Raw genomic sequence first — 11,501 nt, forward strand, 5'->3', positions numbered from 1 at the left:
TACCGGACAGCCCGGGCAGCGTGACACGATGGTCCGATGAGTGACTGGACGAGGGGAAGACTTTTCGGTGCCTTGAGGGCGGCCGGAGCGGCTTCGATAGTGGGCTGTGCATTGGTGTTGGGCGCCGGTGCCGCGCAGGCAGATCCGGCTCCGTTCGAGCCGCCGAGGCTCGTGCCGGCCGACGGCGCGACCGTCGGTGTGGCCCAGCCGGTCATCATCAACTTCCCAGGCCCCGTCGACGATGCCGGTGCCACCGAGAACGCCATCCACATCTCGTCGGTCCCGGAAGTGCCCGGCAAGTTCTACTGGATCACCCCCACGCAGCTGCGGTGGCGGCCGCTGAGCTTCTGGCCGGCCCACACCACGGTCACCGTGGATGCCGGCGGCACGGTGTCCAACTTCAACATCGGGGACGCGCTGGTGGCCACGGCCAACGACGCCACCCACCAACTGACCGTCACCCGCAACGGGGCCGTGGAGAAAACCATCCCGATGTCGATGGGCATGGCATCGGGCGGCCACCAGACTCCGAACGGCACCTTCTACGTTCAGGAGAAGCTGCCCTCGGTGGTGATGGATTCGTCGACCTACGGTGTTCCGGTCAACTCGCCGAACGGATACAAGCTGGACGTCGATCTGGCCGTCCGGTTCGACGACAGCGGCGACTTCGTCCACAGCGCCCCATGGTCTGTGGCCGATCAAGGCAAGCGCAACGTCAGTCACGGCTGCATCAACATCAGCCCGTCGAACGCGCAGTGGTTCTTCGACACCGTCCGCCCGGGCGATCCCATCATCGTTCAGAACTCGACCGGCACCTACACCCGCTACGACGGCTCCAACGACTGGCAGATCTGAGTCCGCTGGAATCAGAACACGAACGGTCGATAGGCGAGGGCCTCATCGACGATCCGCGAAGGTGACCAATCCTCCGGTACGACGTCGGTGGGCGGGTTGAAGATCAGGTCACTCGGTCGCGGATGAGGGACATGGGCCCCGAATACGGCGAGCCACCAGTCCGTCCACAGCTCTTGCCCGCTGCGCGGGGTGAGGATCTCGCGCACCATCTCGATCAGTTCCTCGCGTGACGGATCCAGTGCTGCGATCTCCTCGGCGTGTGCGGCGACGTACGCATCAACCGCCGCTTCCACCGGCGACACCGAACCGAAGGCACCGTCGAGCCACTCCGGCGTGACGACCACACCCATCGGGGCAAGACCTGCCGCGACCTCCGCCGGCGCGTGGCCCTCCTCGAGTGCTCGGTACGCCTCGGCCAGCGCGGGCGCCCAACGGTCATCGATCGCTGGATTCAGTTCCGCTCGCATGTCACCCCCATAGCTCAACCTGCGCTGTCGGTGCGACCGACCCTACGAAACCTGGCCTCGCCCACAGACGGTTCGACCCGTTGGCTCCCGACTTATGGGTGCGGTGCGGCTGGGTTCGGCCCCAGTAGGGTTCCATACATGGCCGAAGATTTCGAAGCTTTCCGCCAACGACGTGTTCGCGTGGTCCGCTTCGTCCTGCTGGTCGTCGCGCCGCTCGTGATCTTTCTCGCGTTGCTGTCCTTCGGCATGGATTGGATCGTGGCGCTGGCGTTTTCCGTGATCGCGTTCGCGATCACGTTCGTCCGCTGGCGTCTCAGGGAAGGCACGTGGCCGTGGGTGCCGCAGCGGTGACACCCAGCCCGTAGCAGAGCTAGTCGAGAAGGGCTGCAACGGTTTTGACGATCACCCATTCAGAGCGCAGCATCCCCAACGCGTTCGCAGCGGACAATCCGAAACGAACTTCGCCATGAGTTCCCAGTTCCTCGAGGAACCCGTCGGTCATGCTGGAGAGGGTACGAGGGGCAAGACGTTGGCCGCAGCGGCAGGACACGCAGAGGAGCGCTGCGGCACATGGATTGGGCCCCGCGACTGCTTGGGGCACCGGGCTGTGGAAACATCCGCCCATGAGCATGCCGGGCACCGGACCGGGTGCACCCCGACCAAACCTCCGGGTGAAGTACATCGTGACCATCGTCGTAGCGGTTGCCGTGGCCGTAGCAGCAGTGGTCGCGGTCGCTGTTGATGCACCCGGCCGGATCAGCCAGATGTTCGGCGGAGTTCCACGCGAGGACCTGTTCTCGTCGCAGCGCCTGGACGCGGAACTGGATGTGGTGCGCGCACAACTCGGCGACTTGCCGATGCGGCGAGTGGACGTGACCTCCAACCTGATCTCGGTCGAGGCCGTCGCCGCTGACGGTCAACTCCACCTGTACTGGATCCGCGACGGCGAGGTGGAGGACATGGACTCGATTGCCGACCTGCACGCGGGTGAGACGGCGTTCACCGCGGCGGATCTGTCGGGACAGCGGATACGGGCCGCGGTGTCCGATGTCCACAGCCTCGGGAAGCCCGGGGACATCGAACTGGCTTCCTACATGATCGGCCAGGGGCATCCGCTGTCGGTGGCGGTGTGGATCCGGCACGACCCCTTGAGCTCGGTGCTGCACTTCGATCCGCAGCGCGGCAGCACCGTGGTGCGTGAGGAGTCGATCGAGACCGACGAACACACCTCGTCCTTCGGCGGCTGCTGGTGCTGAGCTACGAAGCGGGGAGCTCCTCGACGCCCCACCTCGGAGACGGTTTGCCGGCGGTCGGAAAAACGGCGAGAGCGCAACCGCTCCTCAGGCCGAGCTGATCGTCCCAAACTGGGATTACGCGATCTGGGTGCGGGAGTAGTCCACCGCCTGGGGATCCCGACTACGCCGTGCGCAGCACCTTGTTCATGGGCTTGCCGCGCGCGAGCTCGTCGACCAGCTTGTCGAGGTAGCGGATCTTTCGCATCAGCGGGTCCTCGATCTCCTGCACCTTCACCCCGCAGACGACGCCTGTGATGAGCGAGGCGTTCGGGTTCAGAGAGGCGTCGGCAAAGAACTCCGAGAACGAGGTCTCGTCATCGAGATGGCCCCGCAGAGTCGTCTCGTCGAACCCGGTCAGCCAGCAGATCGCCTCATCGAGTTCGGCCTGTGTACGGCCCTTGCGCTGCATCTTCGCCAGGTAGTGCGGGTACACCGCGGCAACGGCGGTGCCGAAGATCCGGTGCTCCATGCATCGAGGCTACGGCCCGGTGGTGTCCCCGCGCCGTGCCAGACTGCTGTCGTGACCGGCAGCGTGGATCAGATCCCCAAGGCCACCACGGAGTGGACCGCTCAGCCCGGCGACGCGCGCCGGGCAACGCTTTCGATTCTGCGGCAACCCGCGCTGTGGAAACGGCTGCTGACATTCACGACGGTGGTCGCGGCGATCGCCGCCGCGGTGTGTGTCGTCAACGGCAGCGGGTGGCTCGTCGGGTCCGTCATATTCGCGGGGGCAGCTGCGGTGTACGCGGCGTTCGCAGTCTTGGTGAGTCTGGTGTGCGCCTACATCCCGAACCGGCGAGTTCTGCGTACCGGTTCGCGATGGGCCGCCGGCGGTGACGAAACCCGAATCCGTATCGACACCCCGGCGTCCACTCTGGTCATCAGCCGCAGCAACATCATCTCGGTCCGCCCGGCCGGTGCCCTGATCGTGCTGCGAGTCCGCCCCAACCAGGTTCTCGGGATCCCGACGGCGCTGTTCGCCGATCCCGCACTCGTGAGCCTCATCGACTGACGTGTCCACGTAGTTCTACTGATCCGGCCGCGGGCCGTTTGGCCAACGATGGTGCCATGAGCCGCGAACTGCGCCGCAACCCTGCACTGTCGATGATCGGCATCGTGGCGATGGTCATCGCATACGTGCTGGCATTCACCGTGCTTTCCGACACGAACATGGCGTCGAAGTTCGAGAATGGCGTCGTGCCGCCTGGGGCCGACGTGGCAGGTGTCCGAGCCGCTGCGGTCGGGAGCATCGTCGCCGCCCTGGGTGCATGGGTGTCCGTGGTCACCGGCCGCGCGATCATCCCGATCGTGCTGGTGCTCGTGGCCTCTGCGCCGTTCGCGCTGCTCTCGCTCTTCACGTTGCAGCTTGCCTGGTGACGCGAAGGCACGGCCCGTCTCTTTGCTGCGCCACCGACTTCGGTTGTGGGGTAGATAGACTCCGCCGTGTGGGTGTTGCCAGGGTCGTCGGCCATGTGAGCTGGTGGATATTCGTCGTCGCTCGGCTGATGTCGGAGCTGGGATTGACGATGGGCGGCGGGATGCCGCGGCGCTACGCCGACTACAGCGCCGATTCCATTTTCGGCTCCGGCCTGGGCCAAGCCGACTACGGCTGGACCGCCTATGAACCGTTGACCGACCAGCCGCCGTCGGCCTTGGCCGACCCGTTCTACAGCGCGAACATCATCGTGACCGTCTCAGTGGCCGCCTTGGCCGTCACCGTGATCGCGGCGCTCGTCGAAGCCGTCCTCGGGCGGCGGTGGCTGTCAGGTGCGGGGACCGTGCTCGCTCCGATAATCGGCGCGGCGATCATCCTCACCGCGCTATACGAACGAGCGGGGTTCCTCGGCGGAGGTCAGCTCGATCTTCCGCCGCTGCTCGTGTTCCTCCTGGTGCTCCTCGGCATCGCCACGCGAGAGGTGTGGAGCCGAGCACTGGCGCCGCGGCTGACGTGAAGACCCCGGAACTTGGTTGCTCGCCACGGGCACACCCTTGCGGACCCGTCGATAGGCGGCGGCTCTACCAATATGCGCTCATGCCGGAACGTCCCCAGAATGCAGAAAAACCCACCGTCGCCGATGGGTTCTCTCAGTGGCCAGGGCCGGGATCGAACCGGCGACCTTCCGCTTTTCAGGCGGACGCTCGTACCAACTGAGCTACCTGGCCGGAAGGCCGTCGGCCTTAGACCGAAGTGCCTCGCCGTGATGGCGACCCTGACGGGACTCGAACCCGCGACCTCCGCCGTGACAGGGCGGCGCGCTAACCAACTGCGCCACAGGGCCTTACTTTTCCAGCATGCTCCACGTTTCCGCGTTGCGTACCCCCAACGGGATTCGAACCCGTGCTACCGCCGTGAAAGGGCGGCGTCCTAGGCCACTAGACGATGGGGGCCTAATCCGAATCTCTCCGGGGTACTCATCAACCTCGTTCGTTGGGAGCTTCGATAGCTTAGGGTACGGATGCCCAAATCTTCAAACCAGGTGGTCGCAGCACCAATTTCGGTCATCTTGTACCCTGTCTTCTCGCGCCCCTATAGCTCAGTTGGTAGAGCTACGGACTTTTAATCCGCAGGTCGTAGGTTCGAGCCCTACTGGGGGCACCACACACCCGCCGCAAGGCGGGTCACGGTGCGGTTCACGCGCTCCGCGCTCCAGCGGATTACGCGCTGCGCGCCGTCGCGATCTCGTCGGCCAGCGGAGCGATCGCGGCGATGATCTGGCCCACGATCGGTTCAGGCACTCCGGCACCGGCGAGGCCGTCGGCGAGGTGGCCTGCCACCAGTTTGAAGTGATGCATCGTGATGCCGCGCCCTTGATGGACCTGACGCATCGGTGCGCCGCTGTAGGGCACGGGGCCGCCCAGTGCCGCGGCGAAGAACTCGACCTGCTTGCCCTTGAGCCTGGCCATGTTGGTCCCGGTGAAGAACCCGGCCAGCTCGTCGTCCGCGAGCACCCGCCGATAGAAGTCCTCGACGACGGTCTCGAGTGCCTCTCCTCCGCCGATCTGGTCATAGATGGTCGTCATGGGGCCAGCCTCGCCTGGCGTCGTTGCCGCCCAATTTCAGACGCGTAGCCGAGCCGCTACGGCCGCCTCACGGGCGCGACGCGACGACGCGGCCTGCGCGGCGTGGGCCAGGGCCGTTTATCGTGGTGCACTGAGGTCGGACGGCCCAACGTAACGAAGATGGCGAGATCGCCGAGAAACCTCACGATCATGTTCACGGTCGAGGTCGACAGCATGAAGGAGTCAGCAGCATGTTCTCCCGGCGCCTACGCACTCGAGCCATGGCGACCGCGATCGGCGCCGCCGCGCTCGCGGCCAGCGCCGCATTCGGGGTCGCGCCGGCCCACGCGGACACTCAGGACGACCAGTTCTTCACGATCGTCAACGACCTGAAAATCCCCACCACGTCCGCCGAGGAGGCCGGCCAGGTCGGTCGCGGCGTCTGCGACGCGCTGACGAAGGGCAAGATCGAGCCCGCCCGCACGGTGCGTGGAGTGATCAGCCAGCTGATGAACCAGGCGGGCATCGACAAGCACCAGGCGGCAAACCTGGTCCGGGGTGCGGTCAAGGTCTACTGCCCACAGAACGCCCCGTTCGTCGGGCGCTGAGGCGGTCCGCTCAGACCTTCGGGCAGTAGTGCATCCCGTTGTCGCGGTGGCCGATTGGCGGCAGGTTGCGGGCCGGCGTGTGCACCAGCGGTGCGTCCGCCGGGAGACGGCCGGTGACCCGATCCCACGCGGTGCGCGCCCGCGGATGCATGCGGCGCCGACGCGGCACCACTGCGAACACCTTGCCAATCACCTTGCCCAACAGGCGATGTACTTTCTCGTCGCGCTCCGACCAGGTGTAGCCCATCAGTTCGCGCACCGCTGGGTGATACAGACCGACGGTGAACCAGACGAACAGCGGGTGCACCACATACTTGCGCTGCAGCGCCCACATCCAGTCGGGCATCTTCGACGCGAACGGCGGCTTGGGCAGCTCGGACAGATCCAAGACCTCACGGGCCGCGGTGTTGTTCTCCAACACGTTGCAACACATGTGTTCCCAGTAGACCTGGAAGTCCTCCCAGGTCTCCGGTACGGGGCGCATGCTCATCCCGTACATCGAGTACCACTGCTTGTGCTCCTCGAAGAGCTGCCGCTTCTCGGCCTCGGAGATCCCGCCTGCGAGCCGGTCGGCAACGATGATCGTGCCGACGAAAAACGTCGAATGCGCCCAGTAGAAGACCTCGGGGTTCAACGCGTGATAGCGGCGCCCCTGAGCGTCCACGCCTTTGATGTTGACGTGGTAGTCGCGCACCTCGGCGCCGGTCTGCGGCGCCCGATCGCCGTCGAACACGACGCCGCCGATGGGGTACAGCGAGCGCAGCAGCCGGGGCCAGCGCTCCTGAAAGAAGATCGAGTGCTCCTCGACGGCCGCACCGAGTTGCGGATGCATGTTCTGCATCGAACCGGCCCACGGACCCTGCAGCATGCCGCGCCAGTCACCGAAGTACTTCCACGTCAGCGAATCCGGCCCGAGGGGTATCGGCGGTGCCTCGTACCCGCCCGGGGCAGCTGGGCAACCCGCCGCCACCGCATCGGAACCGCTGGTCACCGGGCATGTCTCAGAAGTATCTTGTGTCACAGGTGCGCTTTCTGCCGGCAGAACGAAGGTCCTGTTTCAATTGTGACTACACACGTTGTCATCAGAGCTTAGGAGTAGATGTGCCATCCGGTCAACGACGCGGCCGATGGTCGGGCGTTCCGCTGCAGGAACGCGCGGCCCGTCGTCGCGACGAGCTGATCGCAGCGGGGGTCGGCCTACTCGGCAAAGCCGAGGGCCCGGCCCTGACCGTCCGCGCCGTCTGCCGTGCGGCCGAACTCACCGAACGCTACTTCTACGAGAGTTTCAGCGACCGTGACACGTTCGTCCGGGCCGTCTACGACGACGTCTGCGCCCGGGCGATGTCGGCCCTGACCACGGCGGCTACGCCCCGCGACGCGGTCGAGCGTTTCGTCGCACTGATGGTGGACGACCCCACCCAGGGCCGCGTGCTGCTGCTGGCCCCGGAATCCGAACCGGTGCTGACCCGCTCGGGCGCGGAATGGATGCCCAACTTCATCGGACTGCTGCAGCGCAAACTGACCCGCATCGCCGACCCGGTGCGCCAGGCCATGGTCGCCACCAGCCTGATCGGAGCACTGACGGCGTTGTTCAGCGCCTACCTCGACGAGAGGCTGCCGGCCAGCCGCGAACAGTTCATCGACTACTGCGTCGACATGCTGCTCGGGCGCATCGGCAGTTTCTGAGCAGACTCCCCGAGGTCCCCGGCTACTCGTCGGGGGTACTGGCCTCGGCGATCGGCGCTTGCTCGGCGGCCGCGGCCTCGTCTTCGGCAGCCTTGGCCTCACGTCCGGCCGGGCTGGCGATGGACGCACCGGGGTGAGCCTCGGTGGCGTGGTCACCGTCGCAGTTGAGCGACACCTCTGTCACGTCCTCGCGGTATTCGTAGTACGTGTCGGAAGTCTGCGGCACCAGCTGGCGCACGGTCCAGGCGTTGGTGACAATGCACTCGTCACGCGGCAACCGGCTGCCCACGGTCACCGCGACGTGCGCCGTGCCGCCACCGTCCTCGATGGTGCTGACCGCGTCACTGTATGTCTGCCCTACGACGTCCGGCGCCGCCTGAGCCGCCCCCGCCCCCATCACCGCGAACGCAAAACCCGCCGCGGACATGCCGATAGCGCTTCCGAACCCGATCGCGATCTTCATATGGCCCGACCTTCCCCGTCCGGCGATCTCTCCCGGAGAGGTGGGGCGACGGCGCTTTCGGCCGTACGTGTCAGCAACCCCGCGGTCCGCGACAAGGTGTCACGGCAACACTCTTTGGGAGCTGACCTGGATTTTAGTCGGCAGCGGGGCTCACATCGAGTAATTACCCTTACTCGTCGGGGGTGCTGGCCTCGGCAAGCCCTTCCTGCTCGGCGAGCTGGGCCTGCTGCTCGGCGTACGCCTGCTTCGCCTCCTCGAGATCGTCAGCAGCCTTGGCCTCGCGGCCCGCCGGGCTGGCGACCGAAGCGCCGGGATGGTTGGCGCTGGCATGAGCGCCGTCGCAGTTCAGGGCGACCATGACCTCGCCGGAGGCGTGACTACCGTCACGCACGAACGGTGCGTCCCACGCGTTGGTGACGATGCAATCCCCCTGGGACAGCTTGCTTCCCACGGTGACCGCCACCTTGGCGCTGGAACCGCTATCCTCGATCGCGCTCGAGGCGTCCGAGTAGGTCTGCCCCACCACGTCAGGGGCGGCGGCTGCCATGCCGGCACCGAACAGCAGGGATACGGCCGCACCGGTGGCGAACGCGGCTCCGGCGCCGACGACAAACATTTTCACGTGTGCCCAACCTCCGAGCGTGGGTATCCGACAGATGTTCGTGCGGATCCTACCGGCGCATCGCACGCGGCGCAGGGCTCGCGAAACAGGGCTCACGCAACACCAGCGCGGCAACTTGATGTCACCGAGTTACACAGATATATTGACTGCTACCAACAGGTACAGATAACTGAGCGTCCCCGAGACGCGAGGAGGGTGGAGCACATGTCGCAGGAATACACCGACCTGCAGCTGCTGCATGAACTCGAGCCTGTCGTAGAGACCAGCATCAACCGCCACATGCGGATGCGTAAGGACTGGAATCCGCACGACTTCATTCCGTGGTCGGACGGCAAGAACTACTACGCACTAGGCGGGCAGGACTGGGATCCCGAGCAGTCCAAGCTGTCCGAGGTTGCCCGGACCGCGATGATTCAGAACCTGCTCACCGAGGACAACCTGCCCTCGTATCACCGCGAGATCGCGATGAACATGGGCATGGACGGCGCCTGGGGCAACTGGGTCAACCGCTGGACCGCCGAGGAGAACCGCCACGGCATCGCCCTGCGCGACTACCTCGTGGTGACCCGCGCGGTGGACCCGGTCGAGCTGGAGGAACTGCGCGTCGAGCAGGTCACCCGCGGTTTCTCGCCTGGCCAGAACCAGCAGGGCGATCTGTTCGCCGAGAGCCTGTTCGATTCGGTCATGTACGTGTCGTTCCAGGAACTCGCGACCCGTGTCAGCCACCGCAACACCGGCAAGGCCTGCGACGATCCGATCGCCGACCAACTGCTGCAGCGCATCTCGGCCGATGAGAACCTGCACATGATCTTCTACCGCGACGTCTCGGCGGCCGGCCTGGACATTGCCCCCAACCAGGGCATGGCCTCGCTGCACCGGGTTTTGGACAACTTCAAGATGCCCGGGTACACCGTGCCCGACTTCCGCCGCAAGGCCGTCATCATCGCGGTCGGTGGCGTCTACGACCCGCGCATCCACCTGGACGACGTGGTGATGCCGGTGCTGCGCAAGTGGCGCATCTTCGAGCGCGAGGACTTCACGGGCGAGGGTGCACGCCTGCGTGACGACATCGGCCGCATCGTCGAGGAGCTCGAGGACGCCTGCGACAAGTTCGAGGTGGCCAAGGAGCGTCGCCTGGAGCGCGAGCGCAAGGTGGCCGAGAAGAAGGCCATGAAGAACCTGTTGGTGTCGTCTTCGTCTTCATGACCCTGACCGCCACGCCTCCTGCAACTGCAGCGTCGGCCCGATCCCAGCTGCGGATCGGGCCGTTCGCGTTGCCAAGCCCGGTCGTACTCGCCCCGATGGCCGGGGTGACCAATGTGGCATTCCGCACACTGTGCCGCGAGCTCGAGATCGCCCGTGCCGGCACCGTCAGCGGCCTCTATGTCTGCGAGATGGTCACCGCCCGGGCCCTGGTCGAGCGCCATCCGGTGACCCTGCACATGACGACGTTCGGGCCCGACGAATCACCGCGGTCGCTGCAGCTCTACACCGTCGACCCGGAGACCACCTACCTCGCGGCCAAGATGATCGCCGACGAGGGCATGGCCGACCACATCGACATGAACTTCGGCTGCCCCGTGCCCAAGGTCACCAAGCGTGGCGGCGGATCGGCCCTGCCGTACAAGCGGCGCCTGTTCGGTCAGATCGTGGCGGCCGCGGTCCGTGGTGTCGAAGGCACCGATATTCCGGTGACGGTGAAGTTCCGGATCGGCATCGACGACGCCCACCACACCCACCTGGACGCGGGACGGATCGCCGCCGAGGAAGGCGCGGCAGCCGTCGCACTGCACGCCCGCACTGCGGCACAACGTTATTCGGGCACGGCCGACTGGGATCAGATCGCGGCACTCAAAGCCCATGTCACCAGCATTCCGGTGCTGGGCAACGGCGACATCTTCGAAGCCGACGACGCACTGGCGATGATGGCCGCGACCGGGTGCGACGGCGTGGTGATCGGCCGCGGCTGCCTGGGGCGGCCATGGCTGTTCGCCGAACTCTCGGCGGCCTTCAACGGGCGCCCCGCTGCCACCCCGCCGAACCTGGGCGAGGTGGCCGACATCGTGCGCCGCCACGGCGAGTTGCTCAGCGACCACTTCGGCGAGGACAAGGGCATGCGCGATATCCGCAAGCACGTGGCCTGGTACATGCACGGGTTCCCCGCCGGCGCCGACCTGCGGCGTGGACTGGCGCTCGTCAAGACCCGGGCCGAACTCGACGCGCTGCTCGACCAACTGGACGGCGACGCCCCGTTCCCGCCCGCGGCCACCGGTCCGCGTGGGCGCCAGGGTTCGGCCGCCTCGGTGTCTTTGCCGGAGGGGTGGCTCGACGATCCCGACGACTGCGCGGTGCCGGCCGGAGCCGACGTGATGCATTCCGGTGGCTGAGCTGGGCTCGCTCCGAGATGACATCGAGACGGCACTGTCACCGGGTTGGGTCTAGCTCAGGCTCAGGGTCGCTCAGTACGATGAAAACCTTGCCGCGGCCGGCTCAGGTAGCCAGTCC

General features: G+C 66.2%; 17 protein-coding genes and 4 tRNA genes. 11 read left to right on the plus strand and 10 right to left on the minus strand.

Annotation, left to right across the window (positions count from 1 at the left end; all coding sequences use genetic code 11):
• Window positions 1-36 precede the first annotated feature (36 nt).
• On the plus strand, window positions 37-855 hold the full coding sequence (locus AC4ELS_RS05400) for a L,D-transpeptidase (protein WP_448448281.1): 819 nt from the start codon (window positions 37-39) through the stop codon (window positions 853-855).
• A gap of 11 nt (window positions 856-866) precedes the next feature.
• On the opposite strand, the gene AC4ELS_RS05405 is transcribed toward AC4ELS_RS05400, so the two are convergent.
• Entirely contained in the window at window positions 867-1,322 is a 456-nt protein-coding gene (locus AC4ELS_RS05405) for a bacteriocin immunity protein (protein ID WP_448448280.1), read from the minus strand.
• A gap of 138 nt (window positions 1,323-1,460) precedes the next feature.
• On the opposite strand from AC4ELS_RS05405, the gene AC4ELS_RS05410 reads away from it, so the two are divergent.
• The gene (locus AC4ELS_RS05410; RefSeq protein ID WP_499046248.1) at window positions 1,461-1,673 is read left to right on the plus strand and encodes a hypothetical protein; all 213 of its coding nucleotides are present in this window, start codon (window positions 1,461-1,463) and stop codon (window positions 1,671-1,673) included.
• Between the two features lie 19 nt (window positions 1,674-1,692).
• Here the strand turns inward: AC4ELS_RS05410 and AC4ELS_RS05415 are convergent, their stop codons facing one another.
• Window positions 1,693-1,824 (minus strand): hypothetical protein, encoded by a 132-nt coding sequence (locus tag AC4ELS_RS05415; RefSeq protein ID WP_302050791.1) that lies wholly within the window; start codon window positions 1,822-1,824, stop codon window positions 1,693-1,695.
• Window positions 1,825-1,945: 121 nt separating this feature from the next.
• Here AC4ELS_RS05415 and AC4ELS_RS05420 point away from each other — a divergent pair, with 121 nt between their 5' ends.
• Window positions 1,946-2,578 carry a hypothetical protein gene (locus tag AC4ELS_RS05420; RefSeq protein ID WP_499046251.1) on the plus strand — a complete coding sequence of 211 codons (633 nt, stop codon included), beginning with the start codon at window positions 1,946-1,948 and terminating at the stop codon, window positions 2,576-2,578.
• Window positions 2,579-2,738: 160 nt separating this feature from the next.
• On the opposite strand, the gene AC4ELS_RS05425 is transcribed toward AC4ELS_RS05420, so the two are convergent.
• A complete protein-coding gene (locus tag AC4ELS_RS05425; protein WP_064958907.1) occupies window positions 2,739-3,086 on the minus strand; it encodes a DUF2200 domain-containing protein in 348 nt (115 codons plus the stop codon).
• Between the two features lie 51 nt (window positions 3,087-3,137).
• Between AC4ELS_RS05425 and AC4ELS_RS05430 the strand changes: the two genes are divergently transcribed.
• The 3 genes from AC4ELS_RS05430 (at window position 3,138) to AC4ELS_RS05440 (ending at window position 4,569) form a co-directional block, all read left to right on the plus strand.
• The gene (locus AC4ELS_RS05430) at window positions 3,138-3,629 is read left to right on the plus strand and encodes a hypothetical protein (protein WP_064884853.1); all 492 of its coding nucleotides are present in this window, start codon (window positions 3,138-3,140) and stop codon (window positions 3,627-3,629) included.
• A gap of 56 nt (window positions 3,630-3,685) precedes the next feature.
• Complete coding sequence (locus AC4ELS_RS05435) at window positions 3,686-3,994, plus strand: hypothetical protein (RefSeq protein ID WP_082941761.1); 309 nt, start codon at window positions 3,686-3,688, stop codon at window positions 3,992-3,994.
• A gap of 68 nt (window positions 3,995-4,062) precedes the next feature.
• Window positions 4,063-4,569 (plus strand): hypothetical protein, encoded by a 507-nt coding sequence (locus AC4ELS_RS05440; protein WP_254358753.1) that lies wholly within the window; start codon window positions 4,063-4,065, stop codon window positions 4,567-4,569.
• Between the two features lie 137 nt (window positions 4,570-4,706).
• Here AC4ELS_RS05440 and AC4ELS_RS05445 read toward each other — a convergent pair.
• The 3 genes from AC4ELS_RS05445 to AC4ELS_RS05455 form a co-directional block, all read right to left on the minus strand.
• Window positions 4,707-4,780, minus strand: a tRNA-Phe gene (locus AC4ELS_RS05445).
• A gap of 39 nt (window positions 4,781-4,819) precedes the next feature.
• Window positions 4,820-4,896: transfer RNA gene (locus AC4ELS_RS05450), tRNA-Asp, on the minus strand.
• 36 nt (window positions 4,897-4,932) lie between these two features.
• A tRNA-Glu gene (locus AC4ELS_RS05455) sits at window positions 4,933-5,005 on the minus strand.
• Window positions 5,006-5,140: 135 nt separating this feature from the next.
• Here AC4ELS_RS05455 and AC4ELS_RS05460 point away from each other — a divergent pair.
• A tRNA-Lys gene (locus tag AC4ELS_RS05460) sits at window positions 5,141-5,216 on the plus strand.
• 56 nt (window positions 5,217-5,272) lie between these two features.
• Here AC4ELS_RS05460 and AC4ELS_RS05465 read toward each other — a convergent pair.
• Window positions 5,273-5,638 carry a group I truncated hemoglobin gene (locus AC4ELS_RS05465; RefSeq protein WP_064884817.1) on the minus strand — a complete coding sequence of 122 codons (366 nt, stop codon included), beginning with the start codon at window positions 5,636-5,638 and terminating at the stop codon, window positions 5,273-5,275.
• Window positions 5,639-5,898: 260 nt separating this feature from the next.
• On the opposite strand from AC4ELS_RS05465, the gene AC4ELS_RS05470 reads away from it, so the two are divergent.
• Entirely contained in the window at window positions 5,899-6,225 is a 327-nt protein-coding gene (locus AC4ELS_RS05470) for a DUF732 domain-containing protein (RefSeq protein WP_236734814.1), read from the plus strand.
• A gap of 10 nt (window positions 6,226-6,235) precedes the next feature.
• Here AC4ELS_RS05470 and AC4ELS_RS05475 read toward each other — a convergent pair whose 3' ends face one another.
• On the minus strand, window positions 6,236-7,246 hold the full coding sequence (locus tag AC4ELS_RS05475; RefSeq protein ID WP_064884814.1) for an oxygenase MpaB family protein: 1,011 nt from the start codon (window positions 7,244-7,246) through the stop codon (window positions 6,236-6,238).
• A gap of 80 nt (window positions 7,247-7,326) precedes the next feature.
• On the opposite strand from AC4ELS_RS05475, the gene AC4ELS_RS05480 reads away from it, so the two are divergent.
• Window positions 7,327-7,911, plus strand: coding sequence for a TetR/AcrR family transcriptional regulator (locus AC4ELS_RS05480; protein ID WP_055117677.1), 585 nt, complete (start codon window positions 7,327-7,329; stop codon window positions 7,909-7,911).
• 22 nt (window positions 7,912-7,933) lie between these two features.
• Here the strand turns inward: AC4ELS_RS05480 and AC4ELS_RS05485 are convergent, their stop codons facing one another.
• Together AC4ELS_RS05485 and AC4ELS_RS05490 are read right to left on the minus strand one after the other, a co-directional pair.
• Window positions 7,934-8,374 carry a hypothetical protein gene (locus tag AC4ELS_RS05485; protein ID WP_064884811.1) on the minus strand — a complete coding sequence of 147 codons (441 nt, stop codon included), beginning with the start codon at window positions 8,372-8,374 and terminating at the stop codon, window positions 7,934-7,936.
• Between the two features lie 169 nt (window positions 8,375-8,543).
• Complete coding sequence (locus AC4ELS_RS05490; protein WP_064884809.1) at window positions 8,544-8,990, minus strand: hypothetical protein; 447 nt, start codon at window positions 8,988-8,990, stop codon at window positions 8,544-8,546.
• 210 nt (window positions 8,991-9,200) lie between these two features.
• Between AC4ELS_RS05490 and AC4ELS_RS05495 the strand changes: the two genes are divergently transcribed.
• Together AC4ELS_RS05495 and dusB are read left to right on the plus strand one after the other, a co-directional pair.
• Window positions 9,201-10,202 carry an acyl-ACP desaturase gene (locus AC4ELS_RS05495; protein ID WP_064884807.1) on the plus strand — a complete coding sequence of 334 codons (1,002 nt, stop codon included), beginning with the start codon at window positions 9,201-9,203 and terminating at the stop codon, window positions 10,200-10,202.
• Window positions 10,199-11,383 (plus strand): tRNA dihydrouridine synthase DusB, encoded by a 1,185-nt coding sequence (gene dusB / locus AC4ELS_RS05500; protein ID WP_110777516.1) that lies wholly within the window; start codon window positions 10,199-10,201, stop codon window positions 11,381-11,383. Before AC4ELS_RS05495 ends, dusB begins: the two co-directional genes overlap by 4 nt.
• The last annotated feature ends 118 nt before the right edge of the window (window positions 11,384-11,501 follow it).

It is taken from the genome of Mycobacterium shunyiense, from assembly GCF_058270035.1.